Source organism: Lysobacter korlensis, assembly GCF_042434515.1.
Window position 1 is genome coordinate 989080 of record NZ_JBHLTG010000001.1, and the last position, 26080, is coordinate 1015159.

27 protein-coding genes and 1 tRNA gene are annotated in these 26080 nt (G+C 68.2%); 14 read left to right on the forward strand and 14 right to left on the reverse strand.

Translation table 11 applies throughout. From position 1 onward, the window contains the following. Nucleotides 1-197 precede the first annotated feature (197 nt). Nucleotides 198-1118 carry a chemotaxis protein gene (locus ACFFGH_RS04425; RefSeq protein WP_386665162.1) on the reverse strand — a complete coding sequence of 307 codons (921 nt, stop codon included), beginning with the start codon at nucleotides 1116-1118 and terminating at the stop codon, nucleotides 198-200. A gap of 144 nt (nucleotides 1119-1262) precedes the next feature. On the opposite strand from ACFFGH_RS04425, the gene flgA reads away from it, so the two are divergent. The 4 genes from flgA to ACFFGH_RS04445 all read left to right on the forward strand — a co-directional run bounded on the left by flgA (nucleotide 1263) and on the right by ACFFGH_RS04445 (nucleotide 4069). After that, entirely contained in the window at nucleotides 1263-1943 is a 681-nt protein-coding gene (gene flgA, locus ACFFGH_RS04430; protein WP_386665164.1) for a flagellar basal body P-ring formation chaperone FlgA, read from the forward strand. 250 nt (nucleotides 1944-2193) lie between these two features. Next, a complete protein-coding gene (gene flgM, locus ACFFGH_RS04435) occupies nucleotides 2194-2508 on the forward strand; it encodes a flagellar biosynthesis anti-sigma factor FlgM (RefSeq protein WP_386665167.1) in 315 nt (104 codons plus the stop codon). After that, on the forward strand, nucleotides 2505-2843 hold the full coding sequence (locus ACFFGH_RS04440; protein WP_386665169.1) for a flagellar protein FlgN: 339 nt from the start codon (nucleotides 2505-2507) through the stop codon (nucleotides 2841-2843). Before flgM ends, ACFFGH_RS04440 begins: the two co-directional genes overlap by 4 nt. Then, a complete protein-coding gene (locus ACFFGH_RS04445) occupies nucleotides 2840-4069 on the forward strand; it encodes an ATP-binding protein (protein WP_386665172.1) in 1230 nt (409 codons plus the stop codon). Before ACFFGH_RS04440 ends, ACFFGH_RS04445 begins: the two co-directional genes overlap by 4 nt. A gap of 6 nt (nucleotides 4070-4075) precedes the next feature. Here the strand turns inward: ACFFGH_RS04445 and ACFFGH_RS04450 are convergent, their stop codons facing one another. The 5 genes from ACFFGH_RS04450 to ACFFGH_RS04470 form a co-directional block, all read right to left on the reverse strand. Next, nucleotides 4076-5815 (reverse strand): EAL domain-containing protein, encoded by a 1740-nt coding sequence (locus ACFFGH_RS04450; RefSeq protein WP_386665175.1) that lies wholly within the window; start codon nucleotides 5813-5815, stop codon nucleotides 4076-4078. Between the two features lie 88 nt (nucleotides 5816-5903). Continuing rightward, nucleotides 5904-7343, reverse strand: coding sequence for a M28 family peptidase (locus ACFFGH_RS04455; RefSeq protein WP_386667347.1), 1440 nt, complete (start codon nucleotides 7341-7343; stop codon nucleotides 5904-5906). 176 nt (nucleotides 7344-7519) lie between these two features. After that, on the reverse strand, nucleotides 7520-7963 hold the full coding sequence (gene mscL / locus ACFFGH_RS04460; protein ID WP_386665177.1) for a large-conductance mechanosensitive channel protein MscL: 444 nt from the start codon (nucleotides 7961-7963) through the stop codon (nucleotides 7520-7522). Nucleotides 7964-7983: 20 nt separating this feature from the next. Continuing rightward, nucleotides 7984-8706 (reverse strand): fumarylacetoacetate hydrolase family protein, encoded by a 723-nt coding sequence (locus ACFFGH_RS04465; RefSeq protein ID WP_386667349.1) that lies wholly within the window; start codon nucleotides 8704-8706, stop codon nucleotides 7984-7986. Nucleotides 8707-8726: 20 nt separating this feature from the next. Beyond that, entirely contained in the window at nucleotides 8727-9053 is a 327-nt protein-coding gene (locus ACFFGH_RS04470; RefSeq protein WP_386665180.1) for a hypothetical protein, read from the reverse strand. A 119-nt stretch (nucleotides 9054-9172) separates the two neighbouring features. Here ACFFGH_RS04470 and ACFFGH_RS04475 point away from each other — a divergent pair, with 119 nt between their 5' ends. Beyond that, nucleotides 9173-9496, forward strand: coding sequence for a Rieske (2Fe-2S) protein (locus ACFFGH_RS04475; RefSeq protein ID WP_386667351.1), 324 nt, complete (start codon nucleotides 9173-9175; stop codon nucleotides 9494-9496). 16 nt (nucleotides 9497-9512) lie between these two features. Here ACFFGH_RS04475 and ACFFGH_RS04480 read toward each other — a convergent pair whose 3' ends face one another. The 4 genes from ACFFGH_RS04480 to thiS all read right to left on the reverse strand — a co-directional run bounded on the left by ACFFGH_RS04480 (nucleotide 9513) and on the right by thiS (nucleotide 13854). After that, complete coding sequence (locus ACFFGH_RS04480; RefSeq protein ID WP_386665182.1) at nucleotides 9513-11354, reverse strand: SLC13 family permease; 1842 nt, start codon at nucleotides 11352-11354, stop codon at nucleotides 9513-9515. Nucleotides 11355-11594: 240 nt separating this feature from the next. Further along, a complete protein-coding gene (gene trmB / locus ACFFGH_RS04485) occupies nucleotides 11595-12341 on the reverse strand; it encodes a tRNA (guanosine(46)-N7)-methyltransferase TrmB (RefSeq protein WP_386667353.1) in 747 nt (248 codons plus the stop codon). Between the two features lie 118 nt (nucleotides 12342-12459). Beyond that, a complete protein-coding gene (locus ACFFGH_RS04490; protein WP_386665185.1) occupies nucleotides 12460-13254 on the reverse strand; it encodes a thiazole synthase in 795 nt (264 codons plus the stop codon). A 399-nt stretch (nucleotides 13255-13653) separates the two neighbouring features. After that, on the reverse strand, nucleotides 13654-13854 hold the full coding sequence (gene thiS, locus ACFFGH_RS04495) for a sulfur carrier protein ThiS (protein WP_386665188.1): 201 nt from the start codon (nucleotides 13852-13854) through the stop codon (nucleotides 13654-13656). A gap of 146 nt (nucleotides 13855-14000) precedes the next feature. Here thiS and ACFFGH_RS04500 point away from each other — a divergent pair, with 146 nt between their 5' ends. From ACFFGH_RS04500 to ACFFGH_RS04525, 6 genes are all read left to right on the forward strand, one after another. After that, nucleotides 14001-15866, forward strand: a complete 1866-nt coding sequence (locus ACFFGH_RS04500; RefSeq protein ID WP_386665191.1) for an autotransporter domain-containing protein — start codon at nucleotides 14001-14003, stop codon at nucleotides 15864-15866. Between the two features lie 109 nt (nucleotides 15867-15975). Beyond that, a tRNA-Gly gene (locus ACFFGH_RS04505) sits at nucleotides 15976-16049 on the forward strand. A 79-nt stretch (nucleotides 16050-16128) separates the two neighbouring features. Next, nucleotides 16129-16587 carry an ATP-dependent zinc protease family protein gene (locus ACFFGH_RS04510; RefSeq protein ID WP_386665194.1) on the forward strand — a complete coding sequence of 153 codons (459 nt, stop codon included), beginning with the start codon at nucleotides 16129-16131 and terminating at the stop codon, nucleotides 16585-16587. A gap of 9 nt (nucleotides 16588-16596) precedes the next feature. After that, nucleotides 16597-17541 (forward strand): 30S ribosomal protein S6--L-glutamate ligase, encoded by a 945-nt coding sequence (gene rimK, locus ACFFGH_RS04515; protein ID WP_386665196.1) that lies wholly within the window; start codon nucleotides 16597-16599, stop codon nucleotides 17539-17541. Nucleotides 17542-17858: 317 nt separating this feature from the next. Continuing rightward, complete coding sequence (locus tag ACFFGH_RS04520) at nucleotides 17859-18548, forward strand: response regulator transcription factor (protein WP_386667355.1); 690 nt, start codon at nucleotides 17859-17861, stop codon at nucleotides 18546-18548. After that, nucleotides 18549-19886, forward strand: coding sequence for a sensor histidine kinase (locus ACFFGH_RS04525; protein ID WP_386665198.1), 1338 nt, complete (start codon nucleotides 18549-18551; stop codon nucleotides 19884-19886). 51 nt (nucleotides 19887-19937) lie between these two features. Here the strand turns inward: ACFFGH_RS04525 and ACFFGH_RS04530 are convergent, their stop codons facing one another. From ACFFGH_RS04530 to metF, 4 genes are all read right to left on the reverse strand, one after another. Continuing rightward, nucleotides 19938-20849, reverse strand: a complete 912-nt coding sequence (locus ACFFGH_RS04530) for a branched-chain amino acid transaminase (protein WP_386665201.1) — start codon at nucleotides 20847-20849, stop codon at nucleotides 19938-19940. Nucleotides 20850-20919: 70 nt separating this feature from the next. Further along, nucleotides 20920-21387 (reverse strand): hypothetical protein, encoded by a 468-nt coding sequence (locus ACFFGH_RS04535; protein WP_386665203.1) that lies wholly within the window; start codon nucleotides 21385-21387, stop codon nucleotides 20920-20922. A 110-nt stretch (nucleotides 21388-21497) separates the two neighbouring features. Next, nucleotides 21498-22112, reverse strand: coding sequence for a hypothetical protein (locus ACFFGH_RS04540; protein WP_386665205.1), 615 nt, complete (start codon nucleotides 22110-22112; stop codon nucleotides 21498-21500). 133 nt (nucleotides 22113-22245) lie between these two features. Beyond that, the gene (gene metF, locus ACFFGH_RS04545) at nucleotides 22246-23067 is read right to left on the reverse strand and encodes a methylenetetrahydrofolate reductase [NAD(P)H] (RefSeq protein ID WP_386665207.1); all 822 of its coding nucleotides are present in this window, start codon (nucleotides 23065-23067) and stop codon (nucleotides 22246-22248) included. Between the two features lie 203 nt (nucleotides 23068-23270). Here metF and ACFFGH_RS04550 point away from each other — a divergent pair, with 203 nt between their 5' ends. From ACFFGH_RS04550 to ACFFGH_RS04560, 3 genes are read left to right on the forward strand one after another with little or no spacing between them, the layout of a single operon-like run. Continuing rightward, on the forward strand, nucleotides 23271-24173 hold the full coding sequence (locus ACFFGH_RS04550; RefSeq protein ID WP_386665209.1) for an alpha/beta fold hydrolase: 903 nt from the start codon (nucleotides 23271-23273) through the stop codon (nucleotides 24171-24173). A 7-nt stretch (nucleotides 24174-24180) separates the two neighbouring features. Then, on the forward strand, nucleotides 24181-25224 hold the full coding sequence (locus ACFFGH_RS04555) for a sensor histidine kinase (protein WP_386665212.1): 1044 nt from the start codon (nucleotides 24181-24183) through the stop codon (nucleotides 25222-25224). Continuing rightward, a complete protein-coding gene (locus tag ACFFGH_RS04560; RefSeq protein ID WP_386665214.1) occupies nucleotides 25221-25943 on the forward strand; it encodes a LytR/AlgR family response regulator transcription factor in 723 nt (240 codons plus the stop codon). Before ACFFGH_RS04555 ends, ACFFGH_RS04560 begins: the two co-directional genes overlap by 4 nt. The last annotated feature ends 137 nt before the right edge of the window (nucleotides 25944-26080 follow it).

Sequence of the window (26080 nt, forward strand, 5' to 3'; positions counted from 1 at the left end):
ATCGGCTGCAAATGAGCGTCCGCGCCGCAGCGGGGTGACGGGAGTGCGTCGCGGTGATTACCGATCGAGGGGGCGCGCAACACGAGGCGGTGCACGGGTCGTGGCCGTGCACCACTGCAGAGCGGCGGGCCGGCGCTGGCTGGCCGGCCGTGGATGCCTGTGCGTGGCCCTGGGCGGGCCGGATCGCGTGTTGCCGGTCAGGCCAGCGCGGCGAGGCGCGTGGTGATGCGGTCGGCGAGCTCGCGCTCGGAGTACTTCGGCACGAAGTCGTCCGCGCCCACGCGCTCGACCATCGCCTGGTTGAACACGCCCGACAGTGAGGTGTGCAGCAGCACGAACATATCGTTGAGCATGGGATCACGACGGATTTCCGTCGTCAGCGTGTAACCGTCCATCGCAGGCATTTCGATGTCGGAAATCACCATCGCGTAGCGCTCCTGCGGGCGCGTGCCGCTCTGTGCGATCTGCTGCAGGTGATCGAGTGCCTGGCGGCCGTCGGACAGCAGCGTGGCGCTGAGGCCGAGCTGCTCGAGCACCCAGCGGATGCGGTTGCGCGCCACGCGCGAGTCGTCGACGACCAGCACTTCGCGCTGCACGTTCGCAGGCACCGAAATGGGAGCCAGCGGAAGTGCATCGGTCTCGCGCGGGGCCGACTCGGCCAGCACGCTCTCGACGTCGATCAGCTGGATCAGCTCGCCCTGGTGCCGCGTCACCGCGGTCAGGTAATTGTTCTCGCTGCCGAGTTCCGGCGGCGGGTGGATGTCGGCAACCGCGATGTTGACGATGCGCTCGACGCCCGATACCAGAAAGCCCTGCACCGAGCGGTTGAACTCGGTCACCACGAGGTAGCGCGGCTCGCCGGTGTCGCTCAGGTGGCCGATCGCGCGGGCGAGGTCCAGTACCGGCACCGTGCGCCCGCGGACATCGGCCGCGCCTGCGAACGCCGCCGGCAGCTGCGGCAGCCGGAACAGGGCAGGGCGTTGCAGCACTTCCTGCACCTTGAACACGTTGACGCCAAAAAGCTGACGCGTTCCAAGCCGGAACAGCAGCAACGCGAGCCGGTTGTGGCCAGCCAGGCGGGTTCGTTGGTCGATTCGGTCAAGCAGATCTCGGCTCATGCCGGCGTTGTCGGCGGCGGCTGGGCAAGCTTGAGGGCGGGGGCCCCCGCCGGCCCCGAACTGCGACCGTGGCCCAATGGCCTGCGCCGGGCGCCGTCGTCCCCTCTTGCCGGCCTCAGGCATGCGCCTTGCCTAGCCTTCTGCATGGCCCTGCTTGCTCTCATCCATCCACTGTCGCGCTACCCGCTGGCATTCGCGCTGATGGCGGCCACGGGCGTCGCCGACGCGACCGCGACGCATCCGGTCGAGGACATCCGCGCCACCGCGATCGCCGCGCTCGGTGCGGACGCCGCGAATGCGCAGGCGACGCTGGGCGCGGGCGTGCGCTTTGCCCGCTGCAGCCAGCCGTTGCAGGCGGTCGCGACGGGGGCGCAGACCGCGCAGGTGCGTTGCCCGGATGCGCCCGGCTGGAAACTCTACGTGCCGGTGCGCGTTCGCCGCGAGGCCGATGTCGTGGTGCTGCGTGGGCCGGTCCGCGCCGGCCAGCCGATCACTGCCGACCAGCTCACCGTGCAGCGTCGCGACCTCGGACAGGCCGCATCGCCCGGGTTCAGCGATCCGGCGCAGGTGATCGGAATGACGCCGTCGAAGTCGCTTGCCGCGGGGGCGGCACTGACCACGGCCGACGTCATGCAGGGTCCGCCGCTGCGACGCGGTGATCCGGTCGTGCTGCTGACGCGCATTGGGGGTGTCGAGGTGCGCATGGCCGGTCGTGCGCTCGGGCCGGCGGGCGCAGGCGGCACCGTGTCGGCCGAGAACGTCGAGTCCCGACGCATCGTCCGTGGCCGGCTCAGCGCGCCGGGCGTGGTCGAGATTGTCCGGTAAACGGCCGATGAACCTGTTCACACAGACGCCAACCGTCAGCACGGCATCGATGCCGGTGACGCAGTCGGCGCGGCAGCGGGGCCGTCGCCGCCTAAGTTATTGCCGTCACAAGGATTCGGGTTGCGCCCGGCTGGCCCAAACGCGTCACTTTTGGCCTTATGCCGTCGTTACGCGAAGTCGCGCACAGATCCCTAAAGTTATTTCGGACAACGCCGTTACTTGCCTTGTCCGAGGCAAACAGGAGTGTGTGATGACCAAGATCGAAGGCGCCGCGATGTCGCCGCGACCGGTTGAAACCGGTGCGTCCGCCGCTGCGCAGAGTGTCCGTGCCGGTGGCGAGCGCACTGCGCCGATCGCTGCCACGCCGGCCGCCGACAGCCTGCGCCTGACCGGCGAGGCAACCGGCCTGCAGGCGATCGAGCGCGAGCTCGGCGCTGCGCCCGCCGGCATTGACGTAGGCCGTGTCAACGCGATCCGCGCCGCGCTTGCGGACGGCAGCTATCGCGTCGACGCACAGGCGGTCGCCGACCGCATGATCGACTTCGAGCGTGCCCTGACCCAATGAACGCCATCGCCCCCGACGCACTGAACGAGCTTGAGAACGCCCTGCAGGAAGAGCGTCGCGCACTGCTCGAGAACGACGTCGAGGCGCTGCTGCGTTCCACCCAGGCCAAGCTCGCGGCCGTGCGCGTGCTTCAGGGCACGCCAGCGGTCGCGCCGGTCGACCGCGTCACCCGACTCAACGAGCTCAACCAGGCCAACCACGTGCTGCTGACCCGTCGGCGGCGTGAAGTGAACTGGGCGCTGCGCCATCTCGGCCGCGTCGAGTCCGCCGGCGTGTACGATGCCTCCGGACAGCCCGGCGCCCGCCCCCAGGCGCGCTGTCTCGGAGTTGGATGAGCGAAGAGACTTCTTCACAACCGCGCACGGCCTGGAGCGACGACCTGCTCTGGGCCCTGTCCGTGTTCGACACCGCCGTGCTGCTGCTCGACGGTGAACTGCGCATCACCCATGCGAACGCCGCCGCGCATGCGCTGGCCGCGCGCGTCGACCCCGCACATCCCGATCCGTCCGTGCTGCTGCGGCAATTGCCTGCCGAAGCATGGGCACCGGCGTGCACGATCGGTCGCTGGCGTGGCGAAGTCGCGACCGCCAGCGGCGTCGTGCTGCAGGTCGCGGCCTACTGCGGCCAGCGCGGCAACGAAATGCGCCGCTTCGTCGTGCTCGACGACGTCACCGCGCGCGTCGCGCGCGAGCACGAGCTGACCAGCCGTCACGACGAGCTCGAACGCACCTACCGGCGCCTCGCGAGCACGCAGGAACAACTGCTGCAGACCGAGAAGATGGCCTCGATCGGCCAGCTCGCGGCCGGCGTCGCGCACGAGATCAACAACCCGATCGGCTACGTGCACTCCAACCTCGGCACGCTGCGCGATTACGCCAGCGCGCTGATCAGCCTGGTCGAAGCCTACGGCCGCGAGCTCGGCACCGAGCACCCCGCATCGGCGCATCTGCAGCAGATGCGCGAGCGGCTGGACATCGACTTCATCGTCGGCGACCTGCCGCAGCTGCTCGACGAATCGCGCGAAGGCATCGAGCGCGTGACGAAGATCGTGCAGGACCTCAAGGAGTTCTCGCACGTCGGCCGCGACGAGCCGGTCCGTGCGGTCGATCTGCACAAGGGCCTGGACTCGACGCTCAACATCGTCTGGAACGACCTCAAGTACAAAGTGCGGCTCGAGAAGCACTACGGCGAGATCCCGCCGGTGGAGTGCCATCCGTCCGAGCTCAACCAGGTCTTCATGAACCTGCTGATCAACGCGGGCCAGTCGATCGCCGAGCGCGGCACGATCACGCTCGCGACCGGCGTCGACAACGAGGAGGTCTGGGTCAGCATCGCAGACAGCGGGTGCGGCATCCCCGACGAATCGCTCGCGCGCATCTTCGACCCGTTCTACACCACCAAACCGATCGGCCGCGGCACCGGGCTCGGGCTCGCGATCTGTTACGGCATCGTGGCCAAGCACCACGGGCGCATCGAGGTCAGCAGCCGGCTCGGGTTCGGCAGCACGTTCCGCGTCGTGCTGCCGGTGCAGCAGCCCAGGCCCGGCCAGCCCGGCGCCTGAGCCGGGTCAGAACGCGGCGTCGCCGGCCGCGCGCCGCTCGTGCGCGCGGAACGCATCGCGGATGTGCTCGCGAAGCTCGTCGTCGTTCCAGGGCTTGGTCAAAAAGCGGTAGATCGCGCCGAGGTTGATCGCCTCGGTGATCGTCGCCAGATCCGTGTAGCCCGACAGCACCATCCGCACCGTATCCGGATACAGGTCGCGCACTCGGGTCAGGAACTCCGTGCCGCTCATGTCGGGCATGCGCTGGTCCGACAGGATCACCTGCACGCTGTTGCTCGCGAGCATGTCGAACGCCTCGGCCACGCTGTTCGCGGTGAGGATCTGATAGCCGTCGCGGCGGAACAGCCGCACCAGCGAGCGCAGCACGTTCTCCTCGTCGTCGAGCAGCAGCAGCGTGCGCTCCGGTCGCGTCGCGGCGAATGTGTCCGATAACAGGAAACGCTTGCGGATCAGCTCGCCCAGGTCCTCGGCCGGCAATGGCGGCGCGAACAGATAGCCCTGGAAGAAATCGCAGTGGTTGCGGCGCAGGAAGCCGAGTTCGGCCTCGCTCTCCACGCCTTTCGCGGTCACGCGCATGCCCAGGCGGTGGCCCATCGCGATGATGCCGCGCACGATCGCCGCGCTGCGCGGGTCGCTCTCCACGTTGTGAATGAAGCTGCGGTCGATCTTCAGCCGGTCCAGCGGGTACTGCGCCAGCGCCGCGAAGCTCAGCCCGCCCATGCCGAAATCCTGCACGGTCAGCGTCGCACCGAGCCGGCGCAGGCCGGCCAGCGTGTCGTAGACATCGCGTGCGTCGAGGCCCAGCACGCTTTCGGCGATCTCGAACTCGACCGCCTCACCCGGCAGCCCGAAGCGGTGCAGCAACTCGCCGATCTGGTCCAGGCAGTCGGGCCGGGTCAGCATCGGGCTGGCCAGGTGCACCGACATCGTCAGGTAGTCGATGCCCTGTTCGCGCCACTGGGCCAGCTGGCGCATCGCGCTTTCGGCCACCCAGTAGCCCACGCGCGCCGACAGGCCGACGCGCTCGACCAGCTGCAGGAAGCGGTTCGGCCGCAGCAGACCCTGGTGTTCGGTCTGCCAGCGCAGCACGGTGCTGAAGCCGGAAATGCTGCCGTCGTGCGCGTTCACCACCGGCTGGTGGAAAAGCCGGAACTCGCTGTTCGCGATCGCCTCGACGAAGCGACGCGAGAGGTCGTCGCCATTGCTGTGCGTGGCGCTGTCTATCGAGAACAGGCCGATGCCGTTCGGGCCTTCGTGTTTCGCCCGGCGAATCGCATGCTCGGCGGTCGCCAGCAGCGCGGCCGCGTCCTGCGCATGGTCGGGGTAGACGGCGATCCCGATCGACAAGGTAATCGGCAGCGTATACGGCGGGATTGAAAGCGGGGTTTCGAACGCGTCGCGCAGCCGTTCGGCCAGCACGCTGCCGTCGGGTTCCTCGTGGCGGTAGCCGATGCCCGCCAGAAACTCGTCGCTGCCCAGCCGCCACAGCCAGCTGCCGCTCGGCATCGCCTTGTGCATGCGCTGCGCGATCGCCGCGAGCGCCTGGTCGCCGACCAGTTCGCCCATGTTTTCGTTGATCGCGCGGAAGCGGTCGACGTCGATGTGCAGCAGCGCGACGCGGCGACCGGTCGCGGACGCCGCGGAAAGCACGGTGGGCAGGTTCGGGCCGCCTGCGCCGAGCCGGTACAACGCGGTGACCGGATCGACCGAGACGCCACCGGCTTCGTCATAGCGCTGTCGGATCATCGGCCAAGCTTACCCGGCCCGGGCGGCGGCGAAACCGCCGCGCATGATCGCGGCGATGTCGCGGCCGGGCCGAGATGGCTCGACGGGCTTACTTCGCCGCCTCGGGCGCCGGGGCTTTCGGCGCGCTGCCGAAATCGCCCTCGGCCGCCGCAGCCAGGTAGGCGAACACCGAATACGCGGCGACGTTCTGCGCGATCGCCTTCGGGTCGATCTTGTCGAACGTGTCGTCGGGCGTGTGGTGCAGGTCGAAATAGTCCGTGCCGTCCTGGCGCAGGTTCGCCCAGGTCAGCCCACGCTCGACCAGCGGGCCGATGTCCGGGCCCGGCCCGCCCTTGCCGGGGGTGTGCTCGATGCCCAGCGGCGCAAGCGCCTGCGCGATCCGCGCCTCGGCCGCCTTCGCATGCGGCGGGGCGGACGTCGCGAACGCGTAGATGCGCCCGGCGCCGAAATCGCTCTCGGCGCCGATCTGGTGGCGCGCGATGTCCTTGGCGTATTTCTCCGCGTACGCCTTGGCGCCGTGCAGGCCCTGCTCCTCGTTCGCGAACGCGATCACGCGGACCGTGCGCGCCGGCGGCTTCGGCAACTGGCCGATCAGCGCGCCGGCGGCCATCGTGATGCCGATGCCTGCGCCATCGTCGACCGCGCCGGTGCCGAGGTCCCAGGAATCCAGATGCCCGCCGATCACGACCACTTCCTGTGGCTTGCCGCGGCCGGCCGCCTTCGAGCCGGTGATCTCGCCGATCACGTTGTGCGAGGTGGCGGTGCCGTTCCAGCCGGCATCGATCGCCAGGCGCACGCGCTGCGGGCCGAGCGCGAGCAGGCGCGAAAGCTGCTGCGCGTCCGGCACCGACAGCGCGGCCGACGGCACCGGCGTCAGGCCTTCGTCGAAGCGGGTAATTCCGGTGTGCGGATTGCGGTGCGAGTCGGTGCCCGCCGAGCGCATCAGGAAACCGATCGCACCCTTGCCGATCGCGGTCGACGGGCCGCGGCTGCGCACGCGCGAGCCCGGGCCGTAGCCGCTGCCGTCGCGTGCACGCTGCATCTCGTAATCGACGAACGCGATCTTGCCTGCCAGAGACCCGTCCGCTGCAGCCTCGAGCGAGGCGAGGTCCGGAAAACGCACCACCTCGGCCTCGACCGTGCCGGCGGGGCTGCCGCCGAGCGCGGTGATCTTCAATGGCTGCGCATTCGCGCCGAGCACCTGCGCGCTCTCGCTGCGGCGCTCCCACTTCGGGAACGTCACCGGTTCGAGCCAGACCTTGTCGTAACCGAGTTCGCGGAACTTCTTCTCCGCCCAGGCGACCGCGCGTGCATCGGCCTCGCTGCCGGGCAGTCGCGGGCCGACCTCGGTGGTGAGCGATTCGATGACGCGATAGCCCAGGTCGCTCTCGAGCGCGGTCTGGCGCAACTGCGCCGCGGTTTGCATCGCCGGTTCGGGAATGCGCGTTTCACGCGGTGCGGCATTCGCCACGCCGAGCGCCGCGCCCATCCAGAGGCCTGCCGTGACTGCCAACATCGAACCCCGCATCGCAACCTCTCCCGCCGCAGTCAAACCTCGAGGGTAACAACCCCGGGCGAGCGGCGGGATACGCAGCGCTGTGTGCGGTTGTGCAGCGTTTGGCCGCAGCCGTGATCAACGGTGGGCGCCATCAAGGCCGGCAGGCGAACCCGGACCGACCGGGTACCGCGCTCGTAGCGGGGCGGTCAGGCGTCGCGCTGCTTGAGCAGGTCGCGGATTTCGCGAAGCAGCACCACGTCTTCGGCCGGCTCGGTGACCTTCTTCGCTTCCTGCTTCTCCGTTTCCTTCCGGTCCTCGTGATGGCGCAGGCGGTTGTAGGCCTTGAGCACGATGAAGATCACGAACGAGATCAGCATGAAGTCGATCACCGACTGCAGCACGTGCCCGTAGCGGATCGCGACTTCCGCGGCGATTTCCTTGCCCGCCGCATCGACCTGCGCCGGTTCGACCACGTATTCCCAGTCATCGACGCTGACGCCGCCGCTCAGGGTCGCGATCGTCGGCATGATGATGCCGTCCACGAGCGCGGTGACGATCTTGTTGAACGCTGCGCCGATGACGACGGCAACGGCGAGGTCGATGACGTTGCCGCGCGCGATGAACTCGCGGAACTCGCTGATCAGACTCATGCAAACCGGTCCTTTGAAAGTCAGGCCGGCGGCATCGCTCCAGTGACTTCGCCGCGCAGGCTCACCACGTCATCGAGCTGCGCATCGAAACGGTCGCCCGGCATCAGCGGGCCGACACCGGCCGGTGTGCCCATGAGTACCAGATCGCCGGCGCGCAACGTGTAGAGGCGCGAGAGCTCGTGCAGGATCTCCGGCACGTTCCAGACCAGGTCCGACAGCGCGCCGTGCTGGCGCCTGTCGCCGTTGACGTGCAGCGTGATCGAGCGACTCGCAAGCTCGCCGATTTCGCCCGCGCGCACCAGTTCGCTCACCGGCGCGGAATGATCGAACGCCTTGCCGGTATCCCACGGCAGGCCCTTGGCCTTCGCCGCGGCCTGCAGGTCGCGGCGTGTCAGGTCCAGGCCGATGCCGTAGCCGAACACGAGCTGCCCGGCGTCGGCCGGGTCGAGTTCGTCAGCGGGTGCATCGGCGCCGAGTGCAACGACGAGCTCGACTTCGTGGTGCAGCTCGCGCGTGCCGCGCGGATACGGGACCACGCCGTCGAGCACGATCGCATCGGCCGGCTTGCAGAAGAACACCGGCTGGCCGCGTTCGGCCGCGGACGTCGGCACCGGCGCGCCCATTTCGCGCGCATGGTCGGCGAAGTTGCGGCCGACGCAGTAGATCCGTCGCACCGGAAACGCGCCGCCGCCACGCACGGGAATACGCACCGGCAGCGATGCCGCAATCAAATCGTTCATCAGGAAATTCCGCTGCGGCGGGGTCAGTGCGAAGCCGGCAGCACCGGACGCCTAACGACGCGGTATTGCCCTTCGACAACGCGCGATGGGGCGTTGCCGGTGCGGCGCGCGCCGCCGCCGAGCAGGCGGTAGCCGAGCCCGAACGCCAGCATCAGCGCACCAATGACGACGGCAACCACGACCAGCACCGCGAGCAATGCGACACCCGCGAGCCCCAGCAGGAAGCGCAGCGCACGATGGCGCGGCTTGCGTGGTTCAAATACGGCTCGCAGCGCAGCCATGAGGTGGCGCGGGTCGGGGCGGCGAGCGCCGAAACGGGTCGAAACGAACAGGCGGGCGAAAGCGGACATCGGATCGCGCATGACACAATCGGCCGGAAGCCGGGCAGTCGAGTATCGGCGCAGCACAGGGCGGGCGTGTGAGGGGTTCGTTAAACGGAGACTGCGGTCACACGGATGGGCCGGGGCCGCTGCTGGCACTCGAAGCCATCGGCGACGGCGCGTTCGCCGAAGCCGAAGCGCTGGTCGACGGCGTCAGCGAATCGCTGGTGCTGTACCGCGAAGGCGATCGCGTGCGCGCCTGGCTCAACATCTGTCCGCATGCCGGCCGCCGCCTCGACTGGGCGCCCGGCCAGTTCCTCAAGAGCAAGGACGGCCTGCTGGTCTGCGCCGCGCATGGCGCGGGCTTTGAGCTGCAGCGCGGCGAATGCATCTCGGGCCCGTGTCGCGGGCAGTCGCTGCGCGCAGTGGCGGTGGATGTGCGCGACGGCGCGGTCTGGCGAGTGGGCCCTTAAGCCAGCGCCCGCGGCGTCAGAACATCAGGTTGACCATCGCCACGATCAGCAACGTATAGACGAACGACAGCGGCGCCCCGATACGCCACAGCTCGCGGTTCGTGTAGCCGGCAGGGCCCGTGATCATCGAGATCACCGGGTTCGACGCGGTCATGAAGTTGTTCGATGCCGACAGTGCGACCACGAGCGCGAATGCGGTCGGGTTGCCACCGGCCGCCAGCGCGAGGTTGATCGCCAGCGGCACCACGACGATCGTCGCGCCGACGTGGCTGATCACCAGCGAGAACGTCGTCGTCAGCAGGCCAATCGCCAGCTCGAGCACCCAGGTAGGGGTCTCTCCGGGCAGCCGCTCGACCGTGTGGGCGGCGATCCACGCCGCTGCGCCGCTCGAGTCCATCGCCCAGCCCAGCGGAATCAGGCTGGCCATCAGGAACACGGTCTTCCAGTTGATCGCGTCGTAGGCCTCGTCGATGTTGATGACGCCGGCGATCAGCATCCCCGCGACGCCGGTCATCAGTGCGATCGACACCGGCAGGCGCGACGACAGCGCCAGCAGCATCGTCACGGCAAAGATCGCCAGCGCGATCTTGAGCTTGTGCGGGCGCTGCTCGCCCTTGGGGTAATCGGTGACGACGACGAGGTCCTTGGTTTCCGCGGCCTCGGCCAGGTCGGTCCAGATGCTGTGCAGCACCAGCATGTCGCCCGCGCGCAGCGCCATGTCGCGCACGTTCTCGCGGCGCACGGCCTTGTCGCGGTTCACCGCGAGCAGGCTGATGCCGTACTGCTTGCGCAGCTGCAGGTCGCTCGCGGTCTTGCCGATGAACTTCGACGTGGCGGGCACCACCGCTTCGGAGATGCCGGCGCGGCTGGGGTTGAACAGGTCGGCGAAGTTGCGCAGCCGGCTGGCCATGCGCAACAGGTTGTTCTGCGCGAAGTCGGTCACCTGCTGGCGCGGCCCCATCGCGCCGAGCACGCTGCCCACCCAGATGCGTGCATCCGCCGACGGTGAGAGCTTGGCTTCCTCGGAGCCGGATTTCAGCGCGAGCAGCAGCGGCGCGCCACGCAGGCCCTCGGCCTCGCCGAGCGACATGCCGACCAGCGGGCTGTCTGCGGTGACCGTCAGCTCGTACACGTCGCCGTCAATGCCGTAGGTCTTCGCGAAGTAGCTCTGCGTGCGCGCCGGCGTCACCGATTCGCCGCCTTCGTCGCGCAACTGCTTGTCGCCGAAGAAATGGAAGTAGATCAGCGACGCGCCCAGTAGCACCAGGCCGATCGGCAGCGGCGCGAACATCTTCAGCGGCTCGAGCGTCGCCGCGCCCGACGGCAGGTTGCTGTTGGCGGCCAGCAACAGGTCGTTGAGCAGGATCAGCGGTGAGTTGCCGACCATCGTCAGCGCGCCGCCCATCACGATCGCCGCTGCGATCGGCAGCAGCAGGCGCGGCAGCGACAGGCCGGTGCGCGACGACAGGCGGGCGGCGACGGGCATGTACAGCGCCATCACCGACGGGTTCTGCATGAACGAGGAGTTGAGCCCGGCCACTGCGGTGGTCAGCAGCAGCAGCCGGCTTTCGACGCCTTTCGCGCGTCGCAGCAGCCAGCCCGCAAGCCGGTTCAGCGCGCCGGTGCGATCCAGGCCAGCACCCAGGATCATCGTCGCGATGATGCTGATGACCGCGTTGCCGGAAAAACCGTTGAACAGCTCGTCCGGTTCGACCAGCCCGGACAAACCCAGCAGCACCAGCACGACGAGCGCGACCACGTCGGCGCGGATGCGCTCGAACAGAAACATCACCATCGTGAAACCGACCAGCCCGAGCACGAGCTTCATGTCGGTGGTCAGCGTCAGCGCGGTCTCCATCAGCGACAGGCGTTCGCGTGCATGCGCGTCACGCAGCTGCGTCCGACGCGCGGCCCGCCGCGTTCGTCATGCGGACCCGGCGCTCGAGTCAGGCCCGCGGCGCCACCGTCATGCCCCGTCGTTCCGCCCGCCGCGGTCGCACACGCCGTGGCGTGTTTCGCGGTGCGCATGACAACGGAGGGGCGGATCATCGTGCTGCGGTCCTTGGCTCAACGACACACGGTCTAGCGGTGACGGGTCCTACGGCAGGGGGTCGGACAGCGGGCGGTCGTACAGCAGGTCCCACACGCCGTGCCCGAGCTTCTGGCCGCGTGTTTCGAAGTGCGTCTGCGGACGCCAGTCGGGCCGCGGCACACTGCCGCGCGAACCGGCGCGGTTGACGAGGCCGGGCGTTGCGTCGAGCACGTCCCACATCTGTTCCGCATAGTCGTGCCAGTCGGTCGCCAGGTGCAAGCGTCCGCCGGGAGCGAGCTTACGCACGAGCAGGCAGGCCAGACCCGGCTGTACGAGGCGGCGCTTGTTATGGCGCTTCTTGTGCCACGGATCGGGGAAGTAGATGCGTACTTCGTCGAGGCTCGCATCGGCGATCTCGTGCTCGAGCACCTCGACCGCGTCGTGGTGGTAGATCCGCACGTGGTCGCTGCCGTCTTCGGCCAGCGCGTTGAGTAATCGGCCTACGCCGGGGGCATGCACCTCGATACCGATGTAATCGCGGGCGGGATCGTGCTGCGCCGCAAAGCGCAGCGCCTCGCCGTTGCCGAAGCCGATTTCGAGCACGCGCCGTGTCTGGCGCCCGAACACCGCGTCGTAATCGCGCGGCGCTCCCGCATAGTCCAGCCCGAACCGCGGCCACTGCGCATCGAACGCGCGTTGTTGCGCCGGCGTGAAGCGCCCTTGTCGCAGCACGAAGCTGCGCACCTTGCGATGGCCTTCCTCGATGGTGAAGGGCTTCGGCGGCGCTTTGCGTTGTTCGGACACGTCGGACAAGTTGGAAACTCTATGGTGATTACGCCGTCCGGTGGCGTCGTGCGGCGAGCTGGATGCTGGACCGGGGCAGGCAGGCCAGGCCCCCGGCGACAAGGCGAGGAGCGGAAGGCGCCTTCGCTCAGCCGATCAGCCCATCCACGGGGCTCGAGGCGCTTGCGAAGCGCTTGCGCGGGATGCGGCCGGCCTTGAACGCGGCGCGGCCGGCTTCGACAGCCAGCTTCATCGCGTGCGCCATCAGCACCGGGTCCTTCGCGCCCGCGATCGCCGTATTCATCAGCACGCCGTCGCAGCCGAGCTCCATCGCGATCGACGCATCCGAGGCGGTGCCGACGCCGGCGTCTACGATGATCGGCACCTTCGCGTTCTCGACGATCTCGATCAGGTTCCACTTGTTCTGGATGCCCAGGCCCGAACCGATCGGCGCCGCCAGCGGCATCACCGCAACGCAGCCGATCTCCTCGAGCCGCTTGGCGAGGATCGGATCGTCCGAGGTGTAGACCATCACGTCGAAGCCGTCGCGCACGAGCGTCTCGGCGGCGGCGAGCGTCTGCACCACGTCGGGAAACAGCGTGCGCTGGTCGCCGAGTACCTCGAGCTTGACGAGGTTGTGGCCGTCCAGCAGTTCGCGCGCCAGGCGGCAGGTGCGCACCGCGTCGTCGGCGGTGTAGCAGCCGGCCGTGTTCGGCAGCATCGTGTAACGGGCCGGATCAAGCACGTCGAGCAGGTTCGGCTCGCCCGGGTTCTGCCCGATGTTCGTGCGACGGATCGCGACGGTGACGATCTGCGCGCCGGCCGCTTCGGTGGCGAGGCGCGTCTGCTCGAGGTCGGTGAACTTGCCGGTACCGGTCAGCAGGCGCGAGGCGTAGGGCTTGCCGGCGATGACAAGCGGATCGAGATGGGCAGGAGCATTCATGCGCGGATTATCGCACCGGTTGGCAGGCCATCGGGCCGACGCTGGATGAATGCGGGCGGGTGCGTTGCGCGGCCGGTGGGCGCGCTCGCTGGTGGGTTGCCCGGTTCGAGCACTCGGGCTTGTCGAGGCTGGTCCGTAGGCGGCGCGCTCGGAGTCGCCGCTGCCGCGCGATGCCGGCAGCGTCAACTCGTCCGGCCCGGTCTTGCGACCGGGCGTTCGAAAGGCCCCGCGGCAGTGCCGCGCAAGCGGCCTTTCTCATCCAGCCCGGCGCGGGGCGCCGTGCGTTCGGCGATGCGCAATCGTCCCCCGGACGATTGCAAGCAGCATCACCTCATCCGGCCCGGTCTTGCGACCGGGCGTTCGAAAGGCCCCGCGGCAGTGCCGCGCAAGCGGCCTTTCTCACCCCCCTCCCAATGCGTGGACGATTTCGATGCGATCGCCTGACGACAGCGCGTGGTCGGCGTGGCGGCTGCGCGGGACGATCTCGCCGTTGACCTCGACTGCGACGCGGCGTTCGGCGAGGCCTTCCAGCTGCAGGACCTGCAGCACGGTGAGGCCGGATTGGAGCGAGCGGGGCTCGCCATTGAGCACGATTTCCATGCCCGCATTGTCGCCGCTCGTGCGCGCGAACCCAAATGCCCGCGGGGGCAGCTTGTGCCGGCCCGCCGCGCGTGGTTCGATTGCGCCGCCATCCGCCGACGTACGTCGGTGGGCAGGGCCCGAATGCATTCAACCAGGACACCCGCATGACGTTGATCCGTACCGCCCTTGCCACCGCGCTCGCGCTCGCCGCCGTGCCGGCTGTCGCCCAGACCTACTCGCAGACCATCTTCTTCGGCGACAGCCTCACGGACTCCGGCGCGTTCCGACCGGCCCTCGTGGCGCAGAACCCGGCTGCCGCATCGCTGGGTCGGTTCACGACGAACCCGGGTTTGGTCTGGGCCGAGTACCTCGCGGATTTTTACGGGACGCGTGCCGATCCGGCCCTCCAGTACCGCCCAACGGGCAACCCGACCAATCCGATCGGCGTCGTGTTGAATCCGGGCGCGACCAATTTCGCTATCGGTGGTGCGCGTACGGGCGTTAATTCGCCTACGGCGTTTGGCCCGGCCCTCTCAGTCGCGCAGCAGGTGGACCGCTATCTCGGCACGACCGGGCGTCAGGCGGACCCCAGCGCGCTGTACACCGTCTGGGGCGGTGCGAATGATCTGTTCGCGGTCGCTGCGGGAGCACCGGCCACCGCGACGATCGGCAGCGCGGTCGCGGCGCAGGTCACCGCGATCGGCACGCTGCAGGCGGCAGGCGCGCGCTACGTGCTGGTGCCTTCCATCCCCGATATCGGCCTCACCCCGGGCTTCCGCGCCCGCGGCCCGGCCGTGCAGGCGCAGCTGACCGCGCTGTCGGCGGGCTACAACAATGCGTTGTTCAGCAGCCTGGCATCGGCCGGCCTGCGCGTGATTCCGCTCAACATGTTCAGCCTGTTCCAGGAAGTTGTCGCCAACCCGTCGGCGTTCGGCTTCACGAATGTCACCGGCACCGCCTGCCAGCCGCAGATCACCGCGCAGTCGCTGACCTGTAACCCGACGACCTACGTCACCCCGTCCGCACCGTTCACCTACGCATTCGCCGATGGCGTGCATCCGACCACGTCGGCGCACGAGATCATTGCCGATTACGCGGTCTCGATGCTCGAGGCGCCGCGCCAGATTGCGGTGCTGCCGAACTCGGCCGCGATGGTCGGCCGCGCGCGTGCCGAACGCGTCGCCACGCGCATGATCGGCGCGCCGGCCAGCGAGGGAGCGAACTGGTGGGCCGACATCCGCGGCGATTTCCAGCGCTACGGCCATGGCGACCAGTACGACGGCGTGGGCCCGGCGCTGACCGGCGGTGTCGACTGGACGTCAGGCAACCTGGTGTTCGGTGCGTTCGCCGGCTACGGCCGTAGCGCGCTCGACTGGGGCATGCGCGGCGGCAGCTTCGACCAGAGCGACGCGACACTCGGCGCACATGCGGCGTGGCGCTCGGGTGGCGGTTGGGTCGATGCGCAGGTGAGCTACAGCAAGCTCGATTTCGATATCGAGCGCAATGTCGTGCTCGGCCAGGCCAGCCGCATGCATCGCGGTTCGGCTGACGGCGACAACCTCAGCGCGGGCGTGCAGGGCGGTTTCGAGTTCGGCCAGGGCGCACTGCGCCACGGCCCGGTCGTCGCGGTGCTCGCACAGCGCATCGAGATCGACGGCTTCGCCGAAGACCAGCCCGAGCTGTCGACCTCGCTCGCCTATCCGGAGCAGAGCTTCGACTCGCTGATCGGCAGCGTCGGCTGGCAGGTCAGCGTGCAAGCGAACGACCACCTGACGCCGTACGCGCGCGTAACCATCGACCGCGAGTTCGAAGAAGCGCCGGAGCAGGCGTTCGCGCAGGCGCAGTCGCTGCCGGGCACGCTGCCCTATGCGGTGCCTGGCCTCGCGTTCGACCAGGGCTACAGCACGCTGCTGCTCGGTGCGCGCACGCGCGTGCTCGGCGTCGATGCGAACCTCGGCGCCAGCCTCACCGTCGGTCAGGAAGGCGGCAGCCACGCGACGCTGTTCGCGACGGTCGGCCGCCGCTTCTAAGCGCGAAGCCGCAACATGGCCGGGCGCCGCACGGGCCCGGCCGCGTTGGCAACGATGCCAGTCCGGCCCGCGTTGCCAGCTGTCGGAACGCGACTTACACTGCCCCGGCGCGGGTGTAGTTCAATGGTAGAACTGCAGCTTCCCAAGCTGCTAGCGTGGGTTCGATTCCCATCACCCGCTCCACATCTCCTGCACGGCGGCCCCGGTTACGGTGGCCGCCGTTTTTGATTCCGGTTCGGCGAGGCTGCATGGCAACGAAGGCATGCTGACGAGGATCGTCCTCGGCTGGCGGGAATGGGTCGCACTGCCGGACCTCGGCCTCGCGGTGCGCGCCAAGGTCGATACCGGTGCACGCACGTCCGCGCTACACGTGGATTCGCAGTGGCGCTTCCATGACGGCGGCGCGCCATGGGTCGGTTTCCGACTGGGGCCCGAAGGCGTGTCCGGCCATCTGCTCGAGGCCGCGGCGCCGATCATCGACGAACGCGATGTCACCGACTCGGGCGGGCGCACGACTCGGCGCGCGTTCCTGCGCACGCGGCTGCAGCTGGCGGGTGTCGAGCGCGACGTCGAGATGAACCTCTGCAATCGCGGTGGAATGATGTTTCCGATGCTGCTTGGCCGCACGGCGATGGCGCGCACGTTCACCGTCGACCCGGCACGCTCGTTCCTCCACGGCCGGGCGCCCGCCAGACTCGGCGAGCCGGTGATCCACAGCTGAGGCGGTCGAATGAAACTCGCAATCCTGTCGCGAAACGGCAAGCTGTATTCGACCCGGCGATTGCTAGAGGCCGCCCGCGAACAGGGTCATACCGCACGCGTGCTGGACCCGCTGCGCTGCTACATGCGCATCGACTGCGACGGTTTCGCGATGCATTACAAGGGCAAGCCGCTGTCGGGCTACGACGCGGTGATCCCGCGCATCGGCGCATCGGTTACACGCTACGGCACCGCCGTGCTGCGCCAGTTCGAGCTGATGGACACGTTCACCCCGAACCCCTCGGACGCGATCCTCAAGGCACGCGACAAGCTGCGCAGCCACCAGTTGCTCGCGGCACAGCACATCGGGCTTCCCGCGACCGTGTTCGGTGACAACCCCGATGACACGCACGATCTCCTAGCGATGCTCGGACCGCCCCCGCATGTCATCAAGCTCAACGAGGGCACCCAGGGCACGGGGGTCATGCTGACCGAGAAGCTATCGGCGTCGCGAGGCGTCATCGAGGCGCTGCGCGGGCTGTACGCGAATTTCCTGGTGCAGGAATTCGTCGCGGAAGCGAAAGGCGCGGACCTGCGCTGCTTCGTGGTCGGCGGCAAGGTGGTGGCAGCGATGCGCCGGCAGGCGCCGAAGGGCGATTTCCGGTCAAACCTGCATCGCGGTGGTACCGCGAAAGGCGTCAAGGCGACCGAGGCCGAAAAGGACGTGGCGGTGCGCGCGGCGGCCGCGCTCGGGCTCGGCATTGCAGGTGTCGACCTGATCCGCTCGCAGCGGGGGCCGCTGGTGCTGGAGGTCAACGCCTCGCCGGGCCTGGAAGGCATTGAAAACGCGAGCGGGGCCGACGTGGCCGGGGCGATCATCCGTCATGTCTCGGACCGTTTGACGCAGCGCAGCACCGAGCGCGCCGCGAGTGCAGCCGCCCAGAAGCTCGGCAGCTACGGCCGGCGCGGGTCGTGACAAAGCTTTCGCAAAATTTAACGGGATATTAATTAGCCCGGGTCTAGCCTCCTTCGACCGCAGCTTCGCCTCCACTGCCGCGCATGCGGTTGTGGGCCGGGATGGTGACGGTGAATCGGGGTGTTCCCTTGGCCCAGGCGCGGCGGCCCCGCGTCTGGGCCTTTGTTCGCCGGCGCTCACTTTGCACATGCATGGGGCCGAGCCACACTTCGGGAACTTCGCGGCCTGCCGCGGCTCCAAGCCCGAGCGCACGGTGCGCTGCGGCGGTGCCGGGCCGGCAGGCGCGGGAACGCGATCACCCTCTTCAGGAAGACTCCATGCGCATCCTTGTCATCGAAGACAACCAGGACATTGCAGCCAACCTCGGCGATTTTCTCGAAGACCGCGGGCATACGGTCGATTTCGCGGCCGATGGCATCACGGGGCTGCACCTGGCGGTCGTCAATGATTTCGATTCGATCGTGCTCGATCTGAACCTGCCGGGTCTGGACGGCATCGAGGTCTGCCGCAAGCTGCGCAACGAAGCGCGCAAGCAGACGCCGGTGCTGATGCTGACCGCGCGCGACAGCCTCGAGAACAAGCTCGCCGGTTTCGACTCCGGCGCCGACGATTACCTGATCAAGCCGTTCGCGCTGCAGGAAGTCGAGGTGCGGCTCAACGCGCTCTCGCGCCGTGGCCGTGGCGTGCAGACGCGCGTGCTCAACGTCGCCGATCTCGAGTACAACCTCGACACGCTCGAAGTGCGCCGTCAGGGCAAGCTGCTGCAGCTCAATCCGACCGCGCTGAAGATCCTGCAGTCGCTGATGGAAGCCGCCCCGGCGGTTGTGACGCGGCAGGAACTGGAAACGCGCGTGTGGGGCGAGGAGCTGCCCGATTCGGACAGCCTGCGCGTGCATATCCATGGCCTGCGCGCGGTGGTCGACAAGCCGTTCGACGTGCCGCTGATCCAGACCCGCCACGGCATCGGCTATCGTATCGCTGCTCCGGAAAGCGCCAACGGTCAATAAGTGGTCCCAGCCAAGTCGCCGCCTGCGCGGCCTCGGGCGCGCTACCGGCGACGGCTGCGCAGCCGCATCATCCTTGCGTTCGTACTGCTCGGCTTCGGGCTGATGCTGCTGTTCGCGTTTGCGACGAACTGGACGCGTAACCGCGTCGAGAACCAGCTCGTCGAAGACCTGATGAACCGCAACATCGAGCAGGCGGCGCGGCAGTTCCAGGAAAACCCGGAAGACCCGCAGTTCGCAGTCGACCAGATCCGCGCGTTCGTCTATACGCCGGAGAAGTTCGATTCGGTGCGCGTGAATCGGCCCGAGTGGTACGGGCTGTCGGACGGCATCACGACGATCACCGGCACCGATGAAAACGGCAAGCCGATGACGTACAAGCTGGCCGTGCGCAAGACACCGCAGGCCTGGTTCTTCCTCGCGTACGACATGACCCAGGCCGCGCGAGGCGAGGCGCAGTTCAACCGCGCGATCTATGCGGCGGTGGTGGTGTTCACGCTGCTGTCGTTACTGGTCGGATGGTGGGCGGCGTCGCGCGTGATGAGCCCCGTTTCCGAACTTGCGCGGCGCCTGAAGCGTTCGGGTCGCAGTACGCAGCCCGAGGCGCTGGCCAGCTATTTTTCCGACGACGAAGTGGGCCAGCTGGCCGCGGCGCTCGACGATTACGCGGTGCGGCTTACGCATGTGGTCGAACGCGATCGCGAGTTCAACGCCGACGTGAGCCACGAGCTGCGCACGCCGCTCGCGGTCATCAAGGGCGCGGTCGAACTGCTGCTCAGCAAGAGCGATCTGGACGAGAAGACCCGCAGCCGCCTGATGCGCATCCAACGCGCCGAGCAGCAGTGCACCGACCTCATCAGCGCGCTGCTGCTGCTCTCGCGCAACGAGCGCGGCCACGGTGCGACCGACATTGCGCGACTGACCGAGCAGCTGCTCGACATGCACCGCGCGCAGCTGGGCGGCAAGCCGCTGACGTTGCGCATGGAGGGCGAACGAGGGCTGGTTGTCGATGCGCCGGAGGCTGCGGTCGCGGTCGCGCTCGGCAACCTGATCGGCAACGCGGTCAAGTACACGATGTCCGGCGAAGTGGTCGTGCGGCTGGCGCCGACGCTAGTGCAGGTGATCGATTCCGGCCCGGGGCTGAGCGCCGAGGACGCGGCGAAACTGTTCGAGCGCGGCTACCGCGGCACGCATGCCGGGCACTCGCAGGGCGGCGGCATTGGCCTGTCGATCGTGCGGCGGCTGTGCGATCTCTACGGCTGGGACGTGCGTGTCAAGCCCGGCGTGGAAAAAGGCGTGGTCGCGACGCTGACGTTCGCCCAGCGCGACACGTCGCGCTGAGATCGGGCCGCCTGCGCGGTTGCAGGCGGCTCGTCCAGATCGTCTGAGTGCTTACAGTGGATCGAGCCAGCCGTAGGTATCGGGCGTGCGGCCGTCGAACAGGCCGAAGAACAGATCCTGGATCTGCCGGGTCACCGGGCCGGGCTTGCCCACGCCGACCTGCTTGCCGTCGACCGAGCGGATCGGGGTGATTTCCGCCGCGGTGCCGCACATGAAAAGCTCGTCGCACAGGTACAGGTATTCGCGCGGCAGGTCGCGTTCGATCACCTGGATGCCGGCATCGCGGGCGAGGGTGATGATCGTGTTGCGGGTGATGCCGTTGAGCAGCGCGGCGCTGACAGGCGTGGTGTGCAGCGCACCGTCGAACACGAGGAACAGGTTCTCGCCGGCCCCTTCACTGAGCAGACCGGTCGATGCCAGCGCGATGCCTTCGCCGAAGCCCAGGCGGCGCGCCTCGCGTGCGATCAGCTGGCCGGACAGGTAGTTGCCGCCGGCCTTGGCACCGGCCGGAATCGTGTTCGGCGCAAAGCGCTGCCAGCTGGACACGCAGGCATCGATACCGGCCTCGAGCACGCCGTCACCGAGATACGGGCCCATGAACCAGGTCGCGACCGACACGTCGATCGGCGTGTCCGCCGACAGGCCGAAGCCGCCGAGGCCGCGATACGCGAACGGACGCAGGTAGGCCTTGGTCAGGTTGTTGCGGCGGATGACCTCATGGCACGCAGCATTGATCTGCTCGAGCGTGTACGGGATCTGCATATCGTAGATCTTCGCCGACGCGAACAGGCGCTTGTTGTGGTCGTTGAGGCGGAAGATCGCCGGGCCGTTCGGGGTTTCGTAGCAGCGGATGCCCTCGAACACGGACGAGCCGTAGTGCAGTGCATGCGACATCACATGGGTGGTGGCGTCGGCCCAGCGCTTGATCGCGCCGTTGTGCCAGATCCATTCGGGATATTGCATGCGGGTGGTCCGTGGTGAGGAGCCCGCTATTGTGCCTGCTCGACCTTGGGCCGAGCGATCCCGCGCCCGGTCAGCCGCGAAGCCACCAGCATCCGAAATGCCGTTGCAGGCCGAACACGGCCCGGGCGGGGGTGGCCCCGTTCGCCAGCGTCTGCTCGATGCGCAGCGCGACCGGGGCCCGTCGCGAGGTCGTCTGCGCGTAGTCGCTCTGCGCCGGGCCTCCCGGCATGACCGGCACGATATCGACCAGCGGCCGACGTGCGACCGTTTCGAGGCGCGAGACGACAGCATAGGCCTGACGCGTGGACATGCCGGGCCAGTGGTACAAGCCGGCCAAGCGGTTCGGATCGTTGGCGGCGATCGCCTCGCCGACTTCGAATACGAGGTCACGCAAGGTGCGCGCGCAGCCGCCCCGGTAGGTGGCGACGGCAGGGCGGTCAGGCCGGGGCGCTTGCTCGACTGCGCCGAGCGTGTCGCAGCGGCGGTCGGTGTAGATGACCTGGGCGTCCGGCGTGACACAACGCCGGACCTGCGCCATTGCGTCAGATGGGGCGGTAAAGCCCAAGACCAGTCCAATCAGGAAAAGCGTTCGCATAGGCGCAGCGTAACGGCGAACGCCGCCGCAGGGCCGCGCAGGCGTGGCCGCATTCAGGCCTGGTGACCGCCGTCGCGGAAACGGACGAAATAGCAGCCGGCATAGCGCTGCACTTCGAAGTCGACGACTTCATAAGCACCGCCTTCGCCGAAGGACAGCTGGAGCAGGCCGCTCATGCCGTCGCCCTGTCGGAACGAAGTGGCCTCGCGGAACGCAGCGGGGCTGATCTGCACGTCGAAGAATTGCACGTCCTGCAGCGGTCGCCGGTTGAGGCGATCGAGTCGCTGCAATACCGGGTGCGCCTGCCGGTGCGTGTGCCCGACCCAGTGATAGCTTTCGGCGAGGCGATTGAGGTCGCGCAGCGCGAGCGAGCCCTCTAGATCACGCGCGAGTTGTACAGGCGTACGCGCACACCCCGCCGTTGGCGAGCGGCGGCCAGGCGCGGGGGCGTCGAGGCTGCGCGCGAAGGTCAGCGCGGCATCCGGCATATCCGATTGCGGGCGGTCGCTCGCGATGCGCTTGAGCAATTCGCCGGACATCGGTGACGGGCGCGCGCCGAATGTCTCGCACGCGCGATCGGTATAGATCACCCGACCACCCGGCGCTTCGCACCGCACAATGCTGCCGCTCGCCTGTGCAGGCCGCGACGTCGGCACAAGCGCCGCCACTAGGACGGTCACGCACGTTATGAGCGGAAGAGTTTTCATCACACCACCAGTTCAACCGGGGTGCGATCGATCCTCCGCCGAGGCTTGTCAACGATGGGTGTGAAAACGGCGCCGGGGCTGAACCCCAGCGCAATTACTGCAAGCGCGACAGTACGTTCAGTGTCGGTTTCGACAGGTTGAGCGTGTAGAAGTGCAGCGCCGGTGCGCCGCCTTCGATCAGCCTGCGGCAAAGCTGCGCAACGACTTCGGCACCGAACGCACGCACGCTTCCGGCGTCGTCTGCATACGCGAGCATGCGCTGCGAGATCCAGCGCGGAATCTCCGCGCCGCACAACTCCGAGAAGCGGCGGATCTGGCTGAAGTTCGCGATCGGCATGATGCCCGGCACGATCGGGATGTCGATGCCTTCGGCGCGCACGTCTTCCACAAAACGAAAGTACGCATCGGCGTTGTAGAAGTACTGCGTGATCGCGCCGTTCGCGCCGGCGCGTACCTTGCCGATGAAGTTGCGCAGATCGACCTGCGAATCACGCGCCTGCGGGTGCATCTCCGGATATGCGGCCACTTCGATGTGGAAGTGGTCGCCGGTTTCCTCGCGGATGAAGCTCACCAGCTCGTCGGCGTAGCGCATTTCGCCCGCGCTCACCATGCCCGAAGGCAGGTCACCGCGCAGCGCGACGATGCGCTTGGCGCCGAGCGCACGGTAGAGCTTGAGCAGGCCGCGGATCTCCTCGCGCGAGCCGCCCATGCAGGTGAGGTGGGGCGCCGCCTCAAGCCCGCCAGTACGCAACTGGCGGATGGTCTCTGGGGTATGGCTGAGCGTTGAGCCGCCGGCGCCGAACGTCACGCTGACGTACTCCGGCGACCGCGTGCGCAGCTTCGCGACGGTCCTGTCGAGCTGCGACTGCTGCTCGGGGGTCTTGGGCGGATAGAACTCGAAGCTGATCGGGACCATGGCGACCGTCGTGGTGTAGCAGGGGGCGCGAAGTATATCTCTCCATCGCGATAAATAGAAAAGCCCCTCGGTGGCGGGCGCGAGCGGGTGGACGCCCGGCCACGTGACCGCTCGTGGACACCTGCGGCCGCTCGTCATCTTTCCGGCGGCCGGTAGGCCGGTAGAACGCAGGCTCTGCCCACCTTCTCCAGTGAGTCACCGCAATGAAGCCACGCGCCCGTACGTTCCGCCCGCTGCTTGTCGCCTGCCTGCTCGTCGCGGGCCTTGTCCACGCCAGCCCACAGCGGTTCGAGGGCCTTTCCGTCGAGGTTGTCGGCCAGGGGCGGCCGGTGCTGATGATCCCCGGACTGAACAGCGGCGCCGACACCTGGCGCGAGACCTGCTCGGCGCTGCAGGCCGAACGCATCCAATGTCACCTCGTGCACCTGCCCGGCTTCGCCGGTTTGCCGGCGACCGAAGGCGAGGTCTTCCTGCCCCGGATGCGCGAGGGCCTGCTCGCCTACGTGAAGGCGAAAGGGCTTCGGAAGCCGGCCGTCGTCGGTCACAGCCTCGGCGGCGTGCTCGCGCTGCAGATGGCGATCGACGCACCCGACGCGCTGGGCCCGCTCGTCATCGTCGATTCGCTGCCCTTCATGGCCGCGGCGACAAACCCGGCGGCCACATCCGAGGCCATGAGGCCAATGGCCGAGGCGATGCGCAAGCAGATGCGCACGTCTGATGATGCGACCTATGCGAAGGGCGCCGGGGCGGCGGTGCAGAACATGGCGCGCGACCCGGCGCGCATCGAGCTGCTCAAGACCTGGGGCCGGCAGAGCGACCGCGCGACGACGTCGCAGGCGATGTACGAATTGATGACCACCGACCTGCGACCGCAGCTTGGTTCGGTTCGCTCGCCGACGGTGGTGCTCGGCGGCTGGGCTGCATACAAGCCCTACGGTTCGACAAAGGAATCCACCGCGAACATCTTCCGCTCGCAGTACGCGAAACTCGAAGGCGCGCGCGTGGAGATGAGCGAGGACGGCTACCATTTCCTGATGTGGGACGACCCGAAGTGGGTGCAGTCGAACATCCGCGAATTCCTGGCCGCGCATCCCGAGCAGAAGTGAGTCATCGATGGCCGCACGCGGTTCCGCCCCGTATTTCTGGCTGATCAATGGACTGATCTGGGCGGTCTACGCAGCGGTTTCGATCGCGATGGGCGGCACGTTCGCCGGAGGTCTGACCTCCGGCATCGTCGCGATCAGCGTGCTGCTCGGCGCGCTGCTGTGGGTGTCGAGCGCCGCCCTGCGCGCGACGGCGCTGCGATACCGCTGGCTCGATCTCGAGGCGGGCTCGCTTGCGCTGAGGCTGGCCCTTGCCGTCGCCCTGCTCGCCGCGGCGGCGCAGTTGCTGATTGCGGTGCTGATTGCGCCAGCCCTGCGGTTCGGGTGGGTCGAGCTGCGCAACAACACCGGCTTTGCATGGGGCGCGGTCGTCTGGTACTGGATCAACACCGCGATCGTGCTCGGCCTGTGGACCGCCGGCTGGGCGGCGCGGCGCGTCCTGCGCCGCGCCCGCGAGAGTGAACTGGCGTCGCTGCGTGCCGAGTCCGACCGTCATCTGCTCGAACTCGACGCGCTGCGCGCGCGGCTCAACCCGCATTTCATCTTCAACGCGCTCAACAACCTGCGCGCGCTGATCCTCGAAGACCCTGCACGTGCACGCGAACTGGTAACGCGGCTTTCCAGCACGCTGCGCCACGCGCTCGAGCACAGCCAGCACGAGTGGACGACAGTTCGCCAGGAGCTGCAGGTGGTGCAGGACCACCTCGCGGTCGAGAGCGTGCACTATGAAGATCGCCTGCGGCCGCGCGTGGACGTCGACGACGAAGCGCTCGATGCACGTGTCCCGCCCATGGCCCTGCAGTTGCTCGTCGAGAACGCGATCAAGCACGGCATCGCGTGCACGCCGGGCGGCGGCGAACTGAACATCACGGCTCGTTGCGAGGCGCAAATACTGATCGTCGAAGTCGACAACCCCGGATCGCTCCCGCCCGACGCCAGCGGCACGGGCGTCGGGCTCGCGTTCCTCCGCAACCGGCTGCAGCGTGTGCATGGGCGCTTCGAGCTGAGCGCGAGTCAGGGCCGCGTCGTCGCCAGGCTGGAGATACCGCAATGACGCCACTGCGCGTGCTGATCGTCGACGACACCCGGCTGGCGCGGCTGGAATTGCGGACGATGCTGGCGGGGCTACCGGATGTCGAGTGCATCGGCGAAGCCGACGACGTGCCGGCCGCGCGCGAAGCGATCGCGCGCCTGCAGCCGGACGTGGTGCTGCTCGACATCCAGATGCCGTCGGGCACAGGTTTCGATGTGCTCGACGGGCTCGATCGAACGCCGCAGGTCATCTTCACCACCGCGTACGATCAGTACGCACTGCGCGGGTTCGAGGCGAATGCACTCGATTACCTGCTCAAGCCGGTGCAGGCCGACCGCGTAGCCGCCGCGTTCGCAAAGGCACGCGCGCAGCAACCCGAAGGGCACACGCCGCAGAAGCCGCTGCTGCGCGCCGACGATCAGGTGTTCCTGCGCGATGGCGAGCGTTGCTGGTTCGTGCCGCTGGCCCAGATCAGCCGGATCGAAGTCGACGGCAACTACGTGCGCGTGCACTTCCGCGGTGAGCGCGCGATGTTGGCGCGCAGCCTCAGCGCGCTCGAAGCGCGGCTGGACCCGGCGCTGTTCTTCCGTGCGAACCGCAATGCGCTGGTGAACCTGCAGATGGTCAAGCAGATCGACCTGTCGGTTGGTGACGGCTACACGCTGACGCTGAAGGATGGCGCGGAAGTCGAGGTGTCCCGCCGCCAGGCGCGCGAGCTGCGCGAGCGACTCTCGCTCTAGGCGGCGACACGCGCTGCGCGTACTTGCTGAATGCGCGGCCCGGTTGCGGCGCCCGCGTGAAACTGCGACGCAGTGCATGTCTGAATGGCGGGAGGTGTCTGCAATCTGCGGGCCCGTCGCACGGGCGACGCAATGAT

Excerpts from the sequence above, each read along its gene's own strand:
- ACFFGH_RS04425 (WP_386665162.1), bottom strand. The coding sequence starts at position 1,118 with ATGAGCCGAGATCTGCTTGACCGAATCGACCAACGAACCCGCCTGGCT.
- flgA (WP_386665164.1), top strand. The coding sequence starts at position 1,263 with ATGGCCCTGCTTGCTCTCATCCATCCACTGTCGCGCTACCCGCTGGCA.
- flgM (WP_386665167.1), top strand. The coding sequence starts at position 2,194 with ATGACCAAGATCGAAGGCGCCGCGATGTCGCCGCGACCGGTTGAAACC.
- ACFFGH_RS04440 (WP_386665169.1), top strand. The coding sequence starts at position 2,505 with ATGAACGCCATCGCCCCCGACGCACTGAACGAGCTTGAGAACGCCCTG.
- ACFFGH_RS04445 (WP_386665172.1), top strand. The coding sequence starts at position 2,840 with ATGAGCGAAGAGACTTCTTCACAACCGCGCACGGCCTGGAGCGACGAC.
- ACFFGH_RS04450 (WP_386665175.1), bottom strand. The coding sequence starts at position 5,815 with ATGATCCGACAGCGCTATGACGAAGCCGGTGGCGTCTCGGTCGATCCG.
- ACFFGH_RS04455 (WP_386667347.1), bottom strand. The coding sequence starts at position 7,343 with ATGCGGGGTTCGATGTTGGCAGTCACGGCAGGCCTCTGGATGGGCGCG.
- mscL (WP_386665177.1), bottom strand. The coding sequence starts at position 7,963 with ATGAGTCTGATCAGCGAGTTCCGCGAGTTCATCGCGCGCGGCAACGTC.
- ACFFGH_RS04470 (WP_386665180.1), bottom strand. The coding sequence starts at position 9,053 with ATGTCCGCTTTCGCCCGCCTGTTCGTTTCGACCCGTTTCGGCGCTCGC.
- ACFFGH_RS04480 (WP_386665182.1), bottom strand. The coding sequence starts at position 11,354 with ATGGAGACCGCGCTGACGCTGACCACCGACATGAAGCTCGTGCTCGGG.
- ACFFGH_RS04490 (WP_386665185.1), bottom strand. The coding sequence starts at position 13,254 with ATGAATGCTCCTGCCCATCTCGATCCGCTTGTCATCGCCGGCAAGCCC.
- thiS (WP_386665188.1), bottom strand. The coding sequence starts at position 13,854 with ATGGAAATCGTGCTCAATGGCGAGCCCCGCTCGCTCCAATCCGGCCTC.
- ACFFGH_RS04500 (WP_386665191.1), top strand. The coding sequence starts at position 14,001 with ATGACGTTGATCCGTACCGCCCTTGCCACCGCGCTCGCGCTCGCCGCC.
- ACFFGH_RS04510 (WP_386665194.1), top strand. The coding sequence starts at position 16,129 with ATGCTGACGAGGATCGTCCTCGGCTGGCGGGAATGGGTCGCACTGCCG.
- rimK (WP_386665196.1), top strand. The coding sequence starts at position 16,597 with ATGAAACTCGCAATCCTGTCGCGAAACGGCAAGCTGTATTCGACCCGG.
- ACFFGH_RS04520 (WP_386667355.1), top strand. The coding sequence starts at position 17,859 with ATGCGCATCCTTGTCATCGAAGACAACCAGGACATTGCAGCCAACCTC.
- ACFFGH_RS04530 (WP_386665201.1), bottom strand. The coding sequence starts at position 20,849 with ATGCAATATCCCGAATGGATCTGGCACAACGGCGCGATCAAGCGCTGG.
- ACFFGH_RS04535 (WP_386665203.1), bottom strand. The coding sequence starts at position 21,387 with ATGGCGCAGGTCCGGCGTTGTGTCACGCCGGACGCCCAGGTCATCTAC.
- metF (WP_386665207.1), bottom strand. The coding sequence starts at position 23,067 with ATGGTCCCGATCAGCTTCGAGTTCTATCCGCCCAAGACCCCCGAGCAG.
- ACFFGH_RS04550 (WP_386665209.1), top strand. The coding sequence starts at position 23,271 with ATGAAGCCACGCGCCCGTACGTTCCGCCCGCTGCTTGTCGCCTGCCTG.
- ACFFGH_RS04555 (WP_386665212.1), top strand. The coding sequence starts at position 24,181 with ATGGCCGCACGCGGTTCCGCCCCGTATTTCTGGCTGATCAATGGACTG.
- ACFFGH_RS04560 (WP_386665214.1), top strand. The coding sequence starts at position 25,221 with ATGACGCCACTGCGCGTGCTGATCGTCGACGACACCCGGCTGGCGCGG.